Here is a 15,298-nt window from a genome sequence, read left to right as displayed (position 1 = left end):
ATTTACATTATCTTATCAACGATAGCATTATCGCACGGCAACCTTTTTGCGCTGCACGGAGGGGATGTCTCAAAAGTTGGTTACTTTTTCGCTATCCCCGCGAGTTTAAAATTAAATCTTTATACAATACAGAAAAAGCCGATAGGCTTTCAGTTTTTGACAGCCCCGAGTTTTAATATGAATATTTCCATGAAAAAGTCAATGCAGTATCTCCTACAAATAAGGTATCCGGTTTTGTAGGGGCGACTGACCAACGCAGCAAAAAGAAGGGAGTTGCCATTTCCAAACCGATTTCCGGCTGAAATAAAATATCCTTATAAACAGGACGCTTTGAGCCGCCGTTCTTAAGCGATTTTGAATCATAGTGGCTTAAGTGCAGCAGTGCATCCGCATAGATAGCCGAACCGAAATATTTCCCTATATAAACACTCGTATTATCAAGATAGTTACTCATTGTTAAAGTAGTATTCTGATTTGCAGTGAACAGGTTACCAAAAATGGCATTTTGCAGCAACAATGTACGGAAGGAAAAAGCATCCAACCCTATAAAATCCCTGACTTTGCTTTCCACTTTTTTAAGAAAGCCTACTTGTGCAAGGATATCGGAACTGGAAACCAGCAGATTTTGCCATAGATTATCTTTGCCCGTATCGCCGATAGCCACTTGTCCCAATAGCTGCATAATTTCATTCGTAGAACGGGGCGGATCCGAACTAATTTCAGGATTAAAACTGAATAATGACTGATCTTTTGTCGTCAAGACAAGCCGCAACGGTTCACCGCTACTGTCACGATCGCGGATTTCCGCCCTTAAAGTTACCAACGGTTCAATTTCGTTAGCCACATCCGCAAAAGTAATAGCCCCTTCACGGATATAGAAACTACGCTTAATATAAAACACTTCCCCTCCCCGCATCTTTACATCACCTTTCATTGTAAAGTTACCGGTTCCGGCATCGGAAATCAACGAAAGCGGAGAATCCGTAGGCACAAGTGTTCTTAAAATTGGAAAATCTGCTGTCGGCCAACGGAATTCAGCTTTGTGGCCAAACTGTAAATCCAGCTTCATATCAAAAGCGGTATCCCCCTCCCCTCCGTATTCGGCATTGAACTTATCAAAATCGTTAAATTTAACCACAAAGTAGCCTGAATCAAATGTTGCGGAGCCGTATACGCCGACAAGTGTAGGGGTTACCTTTATTTCAACAGTACAACCGGCAAGACCGTCCGCTTGGAACAGGATATTGTCGGTCTTAAATACTCCCATCTTGGTTCCGAGCGTCCCACATTGGACTGAAATATTGTCAGGAATCCAACCTGAAAACTCCGCAGTGCACCGCGCCCAAATATCCGTCGACGGACCTTTCAATACGGTATACGGTACCTCAAGCCCCGTACCGTCCGCAATAATGTCGAGTAAAACAGGCCCATATATCTCCGGTGCATAATTGGGAGAATTGACGGTTATATTCTGTCCGACTAATTTTCCGTTAAACTCAGGTTCCATCGGTTTTCCCCCGATAGTCAAATCTCCGGTAAGCGTCCCGCCGTGAAAAAGCACATAGTCAAGGCCGGTTATGTCCCATATTCGTTTAACATCTGCTCGGATATCGGTTACTTGCAGATTTAACGCCTCTTTTTTTACGGTACCGTCCAAATTGAGTTTAAGCGGCAGTGTTTCCGCTAATTTGAGCGACACTACACCGTCATCTAAGATAAAGCCGGTTATCTCATCATTTTTTCCGGCATAAAACGCAGTAACGCCCGGATCACGGATCATTGAAAGCGGAACAGTGTTCTTCCCGGTAAAATCACCGAACTGCCAATCGCTCAAGTAAGTGTTAATCGTAAAGCGCGCTCCTACGTTTTTGAGCAGGGAAAAGAATGCAGCTTTTGTTTTTTCATCAGGTTGTACACCGGTATACATAGTACCGATATGCGCTTTTAGCTGTTTATCGGCAACCGTACCGGTATAATCGGCATCAAGCCTTCCGGTCATCTCTGCTAACGAGAAATTGCCCGTTATATTGGAAGCTTCATGCATCCCCCATCCAAGCTGCGTAATATTCAGTTCCGCTTTTTCATCTTCCACCACAAGGGAACCGACTATATTCAGATCTTCGCCCTGTACAAACATTGAAAGTTGAGACAAATCCAATCGAGCTAAAAAGGAATCCGGATCGATTGAAAAAGCGGCATCAGCCGACACAGTATGCTTTTTCCCTTGGCTATATAAAAACCGATCCACCGAGATATTATCAAGTTTAAGCGAGCCGGCGGCACGGATATCTCCGCTTGAAAAATCAAACGTTGCGGCACACTCAACCTTTTCGGCGGCATCGGGAGAAACGAGATTCATTGCAGCAGTATAGTTTTTTCCGCCCTCATTATCAGGTATGGAAACTGCCGTTATAGCCAACGTACCGGTCAGCGCTTCGTCATCACCAAGTTTGACTTCAGACAAAAGCAGTCCCGAAGGATCTGCTTTTCCCATAAAATGCAAGCCAATCTTTGCCGGAGTTAACGAAGCAGGAGTTCCATAACTGACATATCCGTTGTCAATAGTATAAAACCAATCCGTGCGGTTATGATATTGAAACTCCGAATCCAAAGTTAAAAAGATGGGCAGAAAAGGCAGCGGTATTTCATTAGTTTTAACGCTTCCTTTGAAGCCGGTACCTTTTTCATAAAGGGCGCTAATTGCGAGACCATAGTCGCCGTAAATATTGAGAACATTCTGAGAAAAGAAGCCCTGTAGCTGATAACCGATCGAGTTAATAGCTAAAGAACCGGTAAAAATGATGTCGTTTAAACGATCAAAATCGGCATTGATATTCCCGCGGACGGACATATTTTTGTAAGATAGTTCGATATCGGTTAGCGCAAAAGAAGATTGATTCCCTTTTACCGATAACAGCGCATAAAAGTCATCAAGTGTATTTGAAACTAAAACGAACCTGATGCAGTTATATGAGAAACTGCGTAAATCACTCGAAATATAAAACTCGGTTGTACATTGGAGCGATTCAACCGCTGCCTGCGGTATATCCGCTTCAGGAACCGCTGCCTGAATAAAGTTGCAGATTGTACCGATACCGACGGCATCGAATGCCCCATGCAACTCTGCAAAATGAGGAGAAGCGGAAGCGCTACCTTCGTTATAGATATAAGATCCGTCAAAACGATACTTTCCATATCCGTCTTCGGCAGATAAGGTATAATCAGCTTTCCGTGCCGAAGGGTTAACAGCTAAAATGATGTTATGAAGTGCCCCTTTGCCGGCGGTAAGCGATGGTATTTTGCAGAAGAACGACTTTCCTTGCTTAAAAAACTGAAAATCCGCAGCCACTGAAGCGCCGGACGGAAGCTTAAACCGTTTTACAACAGCCTTCCCTGTAGGGATCTTAGTGTTGAGGTCAAAACTAAATTGAGAAAACACATCCGCATCTTTTCCCAATAGCGAAAGCTGTGAAATGTTGATTCTCTTATCATCTCCCTCCGCTTCAAGATTCAGTTGGGAAGCCGCGAAGCGGTATGAAGGGAACACTAGCGACGGTAACGCAAAACTTAAATCGCTATTCCATTGGATATGCCGCCCCGAAAGAGCAAATTGAAAGCTGCCGGACATTGTCATGGAAGCAAATTGGGTGAGGCTTTTGGGGGCATTATAGACCCTAACGGACTGCAAGGGGGCAAAATCTTTGCAGCTGAACCTTCCGTTTATATCGTTCGTTGCAATATTCCAGCTTGCGGTAAAGTCAATCGGCTGAAAATCCTGCATGGTATTAAAGGTAAAAACCTTATCCCGGTAATCCGCAAACAGTTTGAGCCGGTATATACCGAACCGATCGGTAGAAATATGAGAAAAATCGGCAACTACCGAACCGGCAGTCAAATCTTTGTTGAATTTTCCTTCGATAGTAAAGTCCGTTTCAGCTTGACCGATGGCCGTATAATCGCTATTCCGATAAGAGGCAGCGCTGCTAAGACTGACCGTTACAGCATCCGCATCGATAGCGACATATCCATCCGTTATCTTTGCGTTGATATCATGTACGGTATTTCTAAATCTTAAACGAACATTTTTAATGTGGATGTTCAGCAGCTGCGAGGAGAAAAAAGAAAGAATCTGTTCGGCATTTACAGAAGATTGGGTGGAACTTGGAGATTTCCGCACTGTGTTGAGCTTTTCGGCAAGCGATTTATTCTCTATCAAGTCTGCATCAATAAAGCCGTTGGCAATATTCACGGAATCTAATATCTCGGCAGTATTTCCGAAGATGAGCGCCCAAAAACGATACTGAACGGAAAAATCTTCAAAAGAAGCAATTTCTCCATTATGTTCCGCATCAAAGATTTTTACATTCCGTAATGAAACCGAGCGCAATATTGAAGGAGAAAGCGATTCGTAAGATAAGCGTACATTATACGTTTCCTCCAGCTCCGTCAAAACCAGCGAACGCACGGCTGCCAATTTTTTTTCCAGCGTTTGCATCAGAGGGCGGAGCGCCGCAAAAGAGAGAATAAGTATACATAAAAATAGTAAAAATTCTATTTTAGACCGTACGACAGGTTTCATCGAGGGGCTATTATATCAAAAAAGAAATTGCTATGATAGATAAGCGTGTCGAACAAACGCATCAGACATTTTGTTACATCTCCCCGCAGAATACTGAGGCCGTTCAACCTTTCCTTTTGAAAATATGGGGGCATCTACTTCGTTATTTCACAAAAATTAGTCCTCGACGTGCAAAAGCACGCCTGTGGGTAATTTTTGTTCATGCCTCGTATCTGCCTCCCATATTTCCAAAAGGCTAACGGAAAGATTATTTTCGAACATCATACTCTCATTTATTTTGCGGTATTTGATTTATTGGTTTGATACGATTATCCTCTTGCTAAGAATAAGGAAAAACTATAGATGATTTTGAAAAATTTTGTGGTGTTTGAGGGGCTTGACGGGACGGGGACGACGAGCCAGATACGGTTGTTACAGGAAGCGTTTGCTTCCCACGGGCGGCAAGATGCCGTGCTGTTTACTTGTGAACCCACCGGCGGTTCCATCGGGAAGTTAATCCGCGAAGCGCTTTCAGGCGCAGCAGGATTCGATGGTCAAACGATTGCCTACCTTTTTGGAGCGGATCGATGCGAGCATATATATGGTAAAGAAGGTATTTTCGCACAGCTCCAAGCGGGGAAGGCGGTTTTTTCCGACCGGTATCTGTTTTCCAGCCTTGCCTATCAAGGGCTTGCTGCAGGAAAGGAACTGGCACGGGCAATCAATGCGCCGTTTCCGCTTCCCGAATATCTCTTTTTCTTTGACTTGCCTGCAAAAACCGCGATGGAACGAATCGAAAAGCGAAACATCCCGCGGGAAATATACGAAAAAGAGGCGTTTCAACAAAGGGTTGCGGACGAATATCAAGCCATTTTCCGGTATTACGCGGAAACGGCGCCGGATATGCGGATTATCCGTATCGATGCTGCTCAACCAATAGCGAAAATTCACGAAAACATCTGGAGTATTGTCTGTAATCTGCCGATAATATAAAAGATGAAAAGGCGTTTTTGTTTATCTGCAGTGTTACTGTTTTTCTCTTTCGCTCAAACGGCGTTGCTACCTGCGTACTTTGTAACATATAAAGAGCAGTATTATAAGCTCTACCATATCCATTACCAGCAGTATCCCGACGATACGATCGAGAACATTTATTGGCTTGAAAAGGCGATCAATGCGGATTTCTGTAATCCCCTGTACGCATTAGGAAAGATCACCGATAAAACGGATTGGGAAAAATACCGGTATCTCTTTATGATGCACTTAAACCTTAAAATGGTAGAACAGCACCTCAGGCTCGGTATGAAATACGATAAGCAGGTCGCATATTTTTATAATGCGCCATGGAAAGAACAAAACATCGAAAGTTTAAAAATGGCCGAAGATTGTTACAACACCGCCTTGTTTTATTGGAAAGAAGCAACGCTGTGGGCTGAAAAAGCAAATGTACGGAAGTTTCAGTTTCTCTTTCTAACCGATCTACAGTATTGGGAAGATGAACGGGAACGGATCGCGCAAAAAAAGCTCAATTACGAACGCACGATAACACGGGAATTGGAACGGCTCGCCAAAGTCCGCGCCGAATTTATCAAAATGGAAGACACATATTGATAATTCAAAATTGAATTATCAATATGTGCGAAATTTTTTATTAAAATTTCGCACAGTTTATTGTGAAAGAAGGGAAAACGTAGCAGGCCAATGGGATAAATATCGCAGAATAATGGAGATTGGGCAACCATTTGAACCGCGAAGAGGTTCAACTCTGGTTGAACGGTCTCCATTATTCTGCGGGCTGTAAAAATTAGTCTGCTACGTTTTCCCTGAATGCAAATGCTGGACAGGTAGCTCGTTAATTGGTATACTTTTCCAATAGCGCTATATAAAGAGGTGTAAAAAGTGTCTCGAACACGAGGATATAAGAAAACTGAAAATAATATTGTACGATATATCTCAAAGCAGATAAAGAAAGCAGCCGAAGCGGTTTTGCATTTTTTTCAACGAGTCATTGCAGGCGGTCGAAAAAAGCTAACCATCATGATCGTCCCGCATTCACAAAAGAAAGTGCTGAATTTTCAGACCAGTATTTTCAGCTTACTTTTCACACTGATTATCGCCATCGGCTTTTTCTCTTCATTCTTTTGGTTTGCACACAAAACAGCCGTATCGGTACAAGACCTTTCAGCTACCAAAGAGGAAGCCCGCAAAGCACAGGCGAGTTTGGACGTATTACGGGATGAAACCAATGAACTCCTAAAAACCGCACGGAATTTTCAGACAGCGCTTACTTCAACTTTCTCCTCACTCGGTTTAAAGACAACTACTCCTGCGGGGCAAGCTGCAAACGGAGATTTATCTTTTCTATTTAATATGCACGAGGTTGCGGAAGGTTCGCTGAAAGAAGCTGCGGAGCTGCAGCAGCTTACCTCATACCTTAACGATGCCGTATTACCGGTACAGGAAATGGGGAAACTCCTTAATATGCAGACAACGCTCTTTTCCGATATTCCGAGCCTTTGGCCGATTAAGGGCGGCATCGGGCATATTTCGATGGCATTCGGACAAAACCGGCACCCCTTTACCGGTCAGTGGTATATTCATAAAGGTATAGACCTTTCCACCTATCGTTCGGGAGACCCAATCGTGGCCACTGCGGACGGGCAAGTTGTTACCGTAGAATTTGATCCCGGATGGGGAAATTATATCATCATTAAGCATAAACACGGTTTTTATACCCGATATGCACACCTTCAATCTTACCGCGTAACCAGAGGTGAATATGTACAGCAGGGACAAACCATCGGATATATCGGAACAACCGGTATTTCGACAGGTCCCCACCTACACTATGAAGTACATATCGGTTCCGATGTTGTAGACCCGATTAAATATCTTAATATAAAAGCTTCCAATACAAAGCAATAACTATGGCAAAAAAAAACTTTATCGATGATATTTCGATCAACACCATTGTTGGGTCGGGATCGATGATAAGCGGGAATATAACGGTTTCAGGCTTTTTACGGATAGACGGTGATATAAACGGCAATATACAGACCATGGGACGTGTCATTATCGGAGAGGAAGCCCGAATACGAGGCAATATCCGTGCAGCTTCGGTTAGTGTAGGCGGAATTGTACAGGGCGATATTATTGCGCCGGATTATGTCGTCGTCCTTTCATCGGGGATGGTTATCGGGTCGGTTCTGACAAAAAAAGCTACGGGTTGATGATAATGTTATCCTGCACGGATTCTGCTCCGCAACCGGCGATCAGCACAGCTTTGAAGAAGCGGAAAAAAAATATGCAAACCGACAAGCGCTCCATTCCTCCACTTTTTCTTACTCAAAATAAAGGAGAAAGATGGGAAATCAGATAGAAAGTTCAACTTACGCAGCAGGGGTAACCGTTCAACCGTCCTTACAAACCAAAACAGCGCAATCCGAAAAAGACAAAAAAAAACTGAATAAATTTAAAGAGATGCTGCGAAGTGTCTTACCCCAAACCCGGCAGGGAAACGAAGTCGATATACTCGAACAGCTGAGTACATTACCGCAAGAAGAAGCAATCGCTCTGTTGCAAGACGATGTACGATCTGCAGGGGATACCTTGCGAACGCGCCAAAATCCTGAAACAATCTTACGGTATAAGCAGGCTGTTAAAAACTTTATCAGCTATGTCGCGCATGAAGCATATACGGTTACGACACGGACTCACTTACGCCGTGATAAGACCAATCATTTAAGACCACGCTCTTTTACCCAAATTGTTATTATCAATGAAAAGCTTGACAAGTTTGCAGGTGAATTGCTCTGTGACCAAAAAAGCCAGCTTTTTATTCTTGAACGGCTTGAAGAAATATACGGCTTAATTATAGATTTAATTACATAATAGGAGTCAGAAATGGATATTGAATTTGAAGAAACATATACCGAATACGAAGAAATAGATGATTTAAGCGCTTTGGAAGATAGCGATGCGCCTCAAACGGAAGAAACTATACCGGAGGGAGCCTTCCCCAAACCACTCTATCAGTTAAAGCTTGAATATTCACAAGAGACTTTTTACGCGACAACGGCGGATTTAAACCTGCAAGACGGTGATTATGTCATTACCCCTACCCGCTACGGTGATGATATGGCTCGTGTAATGGGTTTGGTACAACATCCTATTAGAGCAGCAATTAAAGATATCGTTACGGTTACGCGGAAAGCAACTGATAAGGATTTTCAGCGTATAAATGAAAATCTTGAAAAAGAAAAGGAAGCCGGCGCAGTTTTTAAAGAAAAAGTTCTTATTCATAAACTTGATATGAAGTTGATTGACTGCCACTACTTGCTTGAGGATCCTAAAGTGATCTTCTTTTTTACGGCAGATACCCGTATTGACTTTCGTAAGCTGGTTAAAGACTTGGTTGCTATTTTGCATCTTCGTATCGAGCTGCGGCAAATCGGTGTTCGCGATGAATCGAGAATGGCTGGCGGCATCGGCTGTTGCGGTCGCCCGTTTTGCTGCCATGCCGTAACGGACAAACTGCGGCCGGTATCTATCAAGATGGCAAAAGAACAAAACCTATCGTTAAATTCGCTCAAAATTTCGGGGCAATGCGGACGTCTACTCTGTTGCCTTTCTTATGAATATGATTGGTATGTGGAAACGCGGAAAAAGCTGCCCTCAATCGGCACCAGTCTCTACTACGATAACACCCTGTTCCGCATCAGCGAAATAAATCTGATTACCGGCATTATTGCACTTGCCGGAGAAGACGGGCGGGTTATTTCTATGCCTGCACAGCGTTTTTCTCAGCAGCACGGAAAATGGAAAATTAATAATTAGCAAAGAGGTTATTTAATAAGGCGGTCATAAGAGGTTTGCACCCTTTGGGTTTTAGATATCTTATCTTCCGGCCCGGGAGCCTTATTGAGTTTACTAAGATACGCATACAGCTTATCTGAAGTATCCTGGCTGATCGCATGTTCCATTTCGCATGCCTCGCGATCGGCAGTTTCTTCGTCTACACCCAATATATCGGTCAAAAACTTATACAACGTGTTATGCCGTTCGCGAACATTTTTTGCAACAGCACAGCCTTTTTTTTTCGGTAAGACGCACCAATCCGTAGGGTTCATGTTCGACAAAACCGGAATCTTTTAACAGACTGAGACGCTTATTTACGCTTGCCCTCGAAACCCCCAACAAATTAGCGATATCGATTGAACGGACAGCCTCAGTACCGTGTGATAAATCATAAATAACTTCCAAATAATCTTCTTGCGAAGCAGAAACTCGTGCTATCATAAGTTTATTATATACCCCTTTGAGTTCGTTTGCAAGTTTTAATTTTCTGTTGCAATTTATAATTCAGATAGTATGAATATGCGGTATCTTTAAAAATCCGTTAGCCTATGCTATAATACTTACCAGCAAGCGAGGGAGAACAGCTATGAGCACTGCAAACAGAAAGTACAAAGACTCCGTATTTGTCGACCTTTTCAGCGAAGACGAAAAGGCAAAAGAGAATTTCCTCTCATTATACAATGCTCTGCATGGAACAACACTTAAAGATACAGCACAACTAAAAACAGTCAGACTCGATCAGGTTCTCTATATGTCATTTTATAATGATGTATCTTATCTCGTTGAGAATAAAATCATAGTACTTGCAGAGCATCAATCAACCATAAACCCCAATATGCCTTTACGCTGTCTTGAGTATGTCAGCCGCCTGTATGAAACGCTCTTTGAATCAAAAGAAAAATATAGCCGTAAACTTCTTAACATTCCCACTCCTGAGTTCTATGTCTTTTACAACGGCATAGAAGACTATCCTAAAACTACAATGCTAAAACTTTCAGATGCTTTTGTAGAAAAGGTAGGCGAACCAAGCCTTGAGTTGACCGTTAAGGTAATAAACATTAATCAGCACGATAAACATCCGATATTAGCAAACTGTAAAACTATGAAAGAATACAGCATATTTGTGGAAACAGTGAGAAGATGGAAAGAGCTAGATCAGATAAACGGTTTTCAACAAGCGATTGAAGAATGCATAGCAAATAATATCTTGAAAGAGTATCTCAAACGTAAGACCAAGGAGGTATTGAACATGTTACTCGCTGAATATGATTATGAAACCGATATAGCCGTGCAACGAGCGGAAGAACATGAAATAGCCTTTGCCCAAGGCATTGAACAAGGTATTGAGCGTGGTATTGAACAAGGTGCTTACCAAAAAGCTCGTGAAACTGCAACCGCATTTAAAAGACTTGGAATTGATATTGCCAAAATAGCAGAAGGAACCGGCTTAAGCCTTGAAGAAATCTCACACCTATAAAGATATGGGCATCTCTAAAAAACCGATTCACAATCCGCTTAAGAATGGAAATAAAGGTACTGGAGATAAACACAAAAAAAGGGCTGTCCTTTTAGAACAGCCCTTTAATTTTACTGAGGTTAATCCCTTAAATTATTAATCCGCTAAATCAGGCATTCTCACTCATCCAGCCATTTACCGAATTCAATATTGCTTCCAAGATAGCCTACTACAGGCCGTCCATCAGTATCAAAGCCTAAATTTACCTTCTTAAACTTAGGTGTACCGCCCTGAGCAGGCGTAAGAGTAGGAATAGTCATACAGTCCCACCTGCCTGTTACAAAACCATCCTCGTAATATAATCCTTCAGCTATTTTGTTTGCTTCATCACCCATTGACGTACCGACACCATTTTTAACAGTACCGACATTATCCTTTGCAACGGCAAGCTTGATGGCACTTCGCTGACCCGCTTCAGAATTATTGTAATAGGCAATATAGGGTTTGTTATTATGAACCTTAATTTGTGTCCACTGCCCCACGCTAAAAGCAGCATCCACCAAAGCTGTTTTCAATGTAGTAGCATTATAGCTGTCAAGATAGAAATACTTTAAATCTCCATTATTTGAATCAAAGGCCGCTATATGAATACCATTGCCTGAATCGATATCCATCGAAACATATTGACCGACATAGTTGGGGAACTCAATAGAACTATCCGTCCAAGCAACCACAGCTGTAGGATCATCACCCGTTACAGGAGCATTTGAATAACGCAGCTTAAGCTTACCTACCGATTCATCAAAGTATACAACTACGACACGTCCATCACTCAGTACGCCTATATCAAAATATGGAGAAGCAGATGTAACGAGTTCTAAACGACCTGTATTGTAATCAGGAGAAGGGAAAGCTTCTTTGGTATCCTTTGGAGCAGTTGTATAATTCTCCTTTAAATTTGTCCATTGCACATATTCTGGATGACTACTATCACTATATAGTTCAAATTTAGTAGGTGAAGATCCCGTGTCAATACCGGTAACACTATCTTTTTTGCCAATCTGAAAATTTCTAAAAATGAGTTTTTTATCATTTGTATTAGTATCATAATATGCCATATACACCACAGCTTTATCAGTTATAGAATTTCCTTTTGTTATGATCTTCGGATACTGATATCTGCCCAATAACAGAGAATCATGATGGGTGGTTTCAAGCGTGAGAGCATTATTCTTAAGCCTCGTTGAAAGATTTCCACCCTGAGCTTCATACTTAGCATACTGAACACCTGCCCCCCAACCTTTTCCGTCATCGTATAATTCAGCATACCTATCATAAATAAAGGACATAGCGCACTTATCTCTATCGTAAACCGTTACATGATGGTATCTTCCGCCATCATCCCTTGCCATACCCATTTGATCCCATATTGAAGCTTTTATCAGGTATTCTGTATCCGTTGTACTGCCTGTAGCGCCGTTAAATTTTGCACGCTGAGGCATTGCATGTGAAGGCTGATACGCCCCAGCGCCTCCCGATGCGACAGCACTATCAGGTCCTCCGCTTAAATCAATATACCCGAACACCGGATCATTTCCATCCATAATCATTTCAGGATAGTAACCGTTTCTCACAGCTGTTTGCTTTATATCGAATAGGCGCAGATATCGGTCATCGTTGAAGTTTTTATTTTTCAACAAATACAAATCTTCTTCTTTGTTATACGCTTTTTCATTGCTATTAATATTATTTATTGCACGAACCTTCGAAGCTCCTGCAAATACTTCAAGATAACCCGATTTTGAAAGAGCATTTGTTAGTGTAAATTCGGAACCACTTCCGGTAGCAGTAAGACCTTCTCCAGTCGTTTCTGTAGCAGTTGGCAAGTCTGCTGCTTTAACAAGTCGTACAGTAGGATTAGGCAAGTTAAAGCCCTTTACCTTTATGAATCCTACCGTACTGCCTTTTATAACCGAATATTTCCCGTTCGATGAGCGGATAGTATTTTTAGTCAAGCCGCTTTCGTGCGTTTTTTCAGTTACTATCTCCGTAATATACGGCACAACATCCACCTTCCTGCTATCAGACGCGGTATTTGTTTGAGCGGTATCTTTTACTGTTACCGTAACGGTTTTATCCAAGCCTACGCCGTTCGCTATCTTTGAGCTATCCCAATCGAGCTGCCATTTAACGGTATGACCCTTTTCAACACTGAACTCATTCGATACAACAGTAAACTTCCATCCGTTTGTATCAACATTACCGGATTCTACCGTAAAATTACCGGTTGAAGTACTATACGTTGCAAGCCTGTGACCTACTTGAGCATCCGTAGTACTTGCACCGGTAAATGTAAAGCCGTCGATCTTTGCCCAAATTTCCGTGATAACCTGATCGTCATACGCAGTTCCCGTAATGCTGATCTTGCCGGAAACTTTATCATCCTTGTCCATAAGGCCGCTTGTCTGGTTAAAAGTACTTGGTAAATCGGTTCCTCTTTCGATGTGTCCGTTATCGCGGCTGTTGCCGTACAAGCTGTTTTCGCTTTCGGAAACCCACTTAAATGGATTTATCTCGTTTGTGGGCGCAATTCTGTCTGTAGTATCGACAATAACATCCAGTGCCAGTTCTGCCATCCACGTATCGGTACCGCAGGTTAACCCCTGTGCAGAATCCCATACGGTAAGAAGAAGCTTACGCTTTTTGGGGTCGCTTGTGGCAAGGTCATCACTTTGACCTATTTTAGTAAAATCAGCCGCATCCAGCGTAATAACGCCATCTGAAGGTAATGCAGTTAGATTCCGAATGTCAGTACCGTTTGTTACGCATTTCAGCGTATACTTTTTATCGCCGCTTCCGCCGCCGGTTCCAATGTTAATGTGCGACGTATTGTTTTTAAATCTAAACGTACCGCCGTCAGCTTTACCGTGCCAATCGTATTTTTCACTGTCGATACCGTCAGGATTTGCTGCGTTATATGTCAGCCCCAACGTTTTGGTTTCAACCACCGTAGAGCCGACATCTGCGATAGTGCCGTTCCGGTTCATATCCGTTCCCAATGCTACAGCGCTTATCTTCAAAGGCTCCTTTTTAAGTTTTACCGGTACTTCAATCGGAGCAGAGGCATTATTTGCACGGTCAATCGGCGTAATGACGATTTTCCCCGTACCATCTACAAAACTGCTGACATCGAGTTCACCTTTCCATGTGACAAAGTTGACATCGCCGTTACCGACATCCGTTCGCACGCCGCTCGGAAACTCTAACGTAACTTCGCTTGCCGGAACTCCATTATAGCTTACTTTGACCTTTTCAACCCCAGCGCCTACATCATACGCAGCGCCGGATACCCACACTTTACCGCTACTGTCAGGCCTCAAATATTCAATGGGACTGTAAATAAGATATCCCTTTGTAGGATTCGCCGGAGCGGTGGCAAGCGTAACCTTCCCCGTACTCTGATCAAATGCGGTAATTGCAATATCTTCCCCTGAGGTAAAAACCTTCATCGAAGCATTGATATTGCTTCTCCCTATTAACCCAGTGTCGGTAAACGAAGCTCCGCTCACCTGTACAATACCCGATGAATACATTTTTGTACCAAACACCGCGGTTGGAACGCTGTTATCATACTTAAAGGAGAATGAAGTTGAAGCCGTTAACCCCTCTATATCTCCTTCTTTTTGTTTTTTAGCCTTTATCGTAACATTAATCGTAAATCCGTTATTATTTGCAGGGTTCCCCGTCGTCTTTAACGGTATCCGCATCTTGTAGTTATGACCGTCTGCTTCAAAACACTGCTGATTATGCAGCTGATAGCCGGTTATCTCACTGTCTCCCGTTAAAGAAACAGACGTACCGAGATAGCTCCCGCTTATATCTATCCTTTCTATACCGGCATCATGCGATAACTCTGCACATAAATACAGTCCATCTCCCTTGATCCACATATTTGAAACATAGTCTTGGTTTTCGGGGTCAATCTGCCCGGAAGGAATAGCCGTACCGATCTTACTTTCGCTTGCAACCTTCATATCGGTAATAGCCGGAGCCTCCTTATCAACGGTAACTTTAATCGGCTCTGTCCATTGTCCGACTCTCCCCTTCTCATTTTGCCGCACAATCTAAACCAAATAATCCGCTGCCGTTCGCTTGCTGCTTCAAATTCCTTACTTCCGTTTATTTCTACCGACCAATACGAACTTCCCGCCGTATAGCTTAACGGTTTCCCATCGGCAGGGCACCACTCGCTTTCGCCAAACAGAGCGCTCCGGCTAAAATCCGGTTCGTGGGGTTTTCAGGTTTGGTGTTATCGGTAATTTGAATCAGTACAGCATTGACCACTCCCGCTGCGGATTAGGTACCTTCACGGTTCCCCATATACGGATCCTTCCGCCTAATACTTTATCCGCTTCAGGCGATAATAC

Annotated in this window: 12 protein-coding genes; 7 read left to right on the top strand and 5 right to left on the bottom strand. The window is 42.8% G+C overall.

Annotated elements, in window-relative coordinates; translation table 11 throughout:
* Positions 1-172 precede the first annotated feature (172 nt).
* Positions 173-4,495 carry a translocation/assembly module TamB domain-containing protein gene (locus GWP40_RS04115; protein WP_230974590.1) on the bottom strand — a complete coding sequence of 1,441 codons (4,323 nt, stop codon included), beginning with the start codon at positions 4,493-4,495 and terminating at the stop codon, positions 173-175.
* Between the two features lie 426 nt (positions 4,496-4,921).
* Between GWP40_RS04115 and tmk the strand changes: the two genes are divergently transcribed.
* The 6 genes from tmk to GWP40_RS04085 all read left to right on the top strand — a co-directional run bounded on the left by tmk (position 4,922) and on the right by GWP40_RS04085 (position 9,394).
* Positions 4,922-5,551 (top strand): dTMP kinase, encoded by a 630-nt coding sequence (gene tmk / locus GWP40_RS04110; RefSeq protein WP_212566171.1) that lies wholly within the window; start codon positions 4,922-4,924, stop codon positions 5,549-5,551.
* Positions 5,552-5,554: 3 nt separating this feature from the next.
* Complete coding sequence (locus tag GWP40_RS04105) at positions 5,555-6,169, top strand: hypothetical protein (protein ID WP_212566170.1); 615 nt, start codon at positions 5,555-5,557, stop codon at positions 6,167-6,169.
* Positions 6,170-6,457: 288 nt separating this feature from the next.
* Positions 6,458-7,483, top strand: coding sequence for a M23 family metallopeptidase (locus tag GWP40_RS04100; RefSeq protein ID WP_212566169.1), 1,026 nt, complete (start codon positions 6,458-6,460; stop codon positions 7,481-7,483).
* A 2-nt stretch (positions 7,484-7,485) separates the two neighbouring features.
* A complete protein-coding gene (locus GWP40_RS04095; RefSeq protein WP_230974589.1) occupies positions 7,486-7,788 on the top strand; it encodes a bactofilin family protein in 303 nt (100 codons plus the stop codon).
* 133 nt (positions 7,789-7,921) lie between these two features.
* Complete coding sequence (locus tag GWP40_RS04090; protein ID WP_212566168.1) at positions 7,922-8,449, top strand: YaaR family protein; 528 nt, start codon at positions 7,922-7,924, stop codon at positions 8,447-8,449.
* A 12-nt stretch (positions 8,450-8,461) separates the two neighbouring features.
* Positions 8,462-9,394 (top strand): PSP1 domain-containing protein, encoded by a 933-nt coding sequence (locus tag GWP40_RS04085; RefSeq protein WP_212566167.1) that lies wholly within the window; start codon positions 8,462-8,464, stop codon positions 9,392-9,394.
* Positions 9,395-9,402: 8 nt separating this feature from the next.
* Here the strand turns inward: GWP40_RS04085 and GWP40_RS12665 are convergent, their stop codons facing one another.
* Positions 9,403-9,687: a metal-dependent transcriptional regulator gene (locus GWP40_RS12665; RefSeq protein ID WP_230974657.1), complete on the bottom strand. Its 285-nt coding sequence runs from the start codon at positions 9,685-9,687 to the stop codon at positions 9,403-9,405.
* Positions 9,611-9,856 carry a metal-dependent transcriptional regulator gene (locus GWP40_RS12660; protein WP_230974588.1) on the bottom strand — a complete coding sequence of 82 codons (246 nt, stop codon included), beginning with the start codon at positions 9,854-9,856 and terminating at the stop codon, positions 9,611-9,613. The genes GWP40_RS12665 and GWP40_RS12660 overlap by 77 nt, the downstream gene beginning before the upstream one ends.
* A gap of 145 nt (positions 9,857-10,001) precedes the next feature.
* On the opposite strand from GWP40_RS12660, the gene GWP40_RS04075 reads away from it, so the two are divergent.
* Positions 10,002-10,892, top strand: coding sequence for an Rpn family recombination-promoting nuclease/putative transposase (locus GWP40_RS04075; RefSeq protein ID WP_212566166.1), 891 nt, complete (start codon positions 10,002-10,004; stop codon positions 10,890-10,892).
* A 158-nt stretch (positions 10,893-11,050) separates the two neighbouring features.
* Here GWP40_RS04075 and GWP40_RS04070 read toward each other — a convergent pair whose 3' ends face one another.
* Together GWP40_RS04070 and GWP40_RS13240 are read right to left on the bottom strand one after the other, a co-directional pair.
* On the bottom strand, positions 11,051-14,992 hold the full coding sequence (locus tag GWP40_RS04070; protein WP_212566165.1) for a hypothetical protein: 3,942 nt from the start codon (positions 14,990-14,992) through the stop codon (positions 11,051-11,053).
* Positions 14,993-15,089: 97 nt separating this feature from the next.
* Positions 15,090-15,215: a hypothetical protein gene (locus GWP40_RS13240; RefSeq protein WP_269140256.1), complete on the bottom strand. Its 126-nt coding sequence runs from the start codon at positions 15,213-15,215 to the stop codon at positions 15,090-15,092.
* Positions 15,216-15,298: the final 83 nt, after the last annotated feature.

This window comes from Treponema vincentii (assembly GCF_018336815.1).
Classification (GTDB): domain Bacteria; phylum Spirochaetota; class Spirochaetia; order Treponematales; family Treponemataceae; genus Treponema.
The sequence above is the reverse complement of the archived record's forward strand: the minus strand, read 5'-3'. Positions and strand labels throughout refer to the sequence as shown.

Excerpts from the sequence above, each read along its gene's own strand:
- GWP40_RS04115 (WP_230974590.1), bottom strand. The coding sequence starts at position 4,495 with ATGCAAACGCTGGAAAAAAAATTGGCAGCCGTGCGTTCGCTGGTTTTG.
- tmk (WP_212566171.1), top strand. The coding sequence starts at position 4,922 with ATGATTTTGAAAAATTTTGTGGTGTTTGAGGGGCTTGACGGGACGGGG.
- GWP40_RS04105 (WP_212566170.1), top strand. The coding sequence starts at position 5,555 with ATGAAAAGGCGTTTTTGTTTATCTGCAGTGTTACTGTTTTTCTCTTTC.
- GWP40_RS04095 (WP_230974589.1), top strand. The coding sequence starts at position 7,486 with ATGGCAAAAAAAAACTTTATCGATGATATTTCGATCAACACCATTGTT.
- GWP40_RS04090 (WP_212566168.1), top strand. The coding sequence starts at position 7,922 with ATGGGAAATCAGATAGAAAGTTCAACTTACGCAGCAGGGGTAACCGTT.
- GWP40_RS04085 (WP_212566167.1), top strand. The coding sequence starts at position 8,462 with ATGGATATTGAATTTGAAGAAACATATACCGAATACGAAGAAATAGAT.
- GWP40_RS12665 (WP_230974657.1), bottom strand. The coding sequence starts at position 9,687 with ATGAACCCTACGGATTGGTGCGTCTTACCGAAAAAAAAAGGCTGTGCT.
- GWP40_RS12660 (WP_230974588.1), bottom strand. The coding sequence starts at position 9,856 with ATGATAGCACGAGTTTCTGCTTCGCAAGAAGATTATTTGGAAGTTATT.
- GWP40_RS04075 (WP_212566166.1), top strand. The coding sequence starts at position 10,002 with ATGAGCACTGCAAACAGAAAGTACAAAGACTCCGTATTTGTCGACCTT.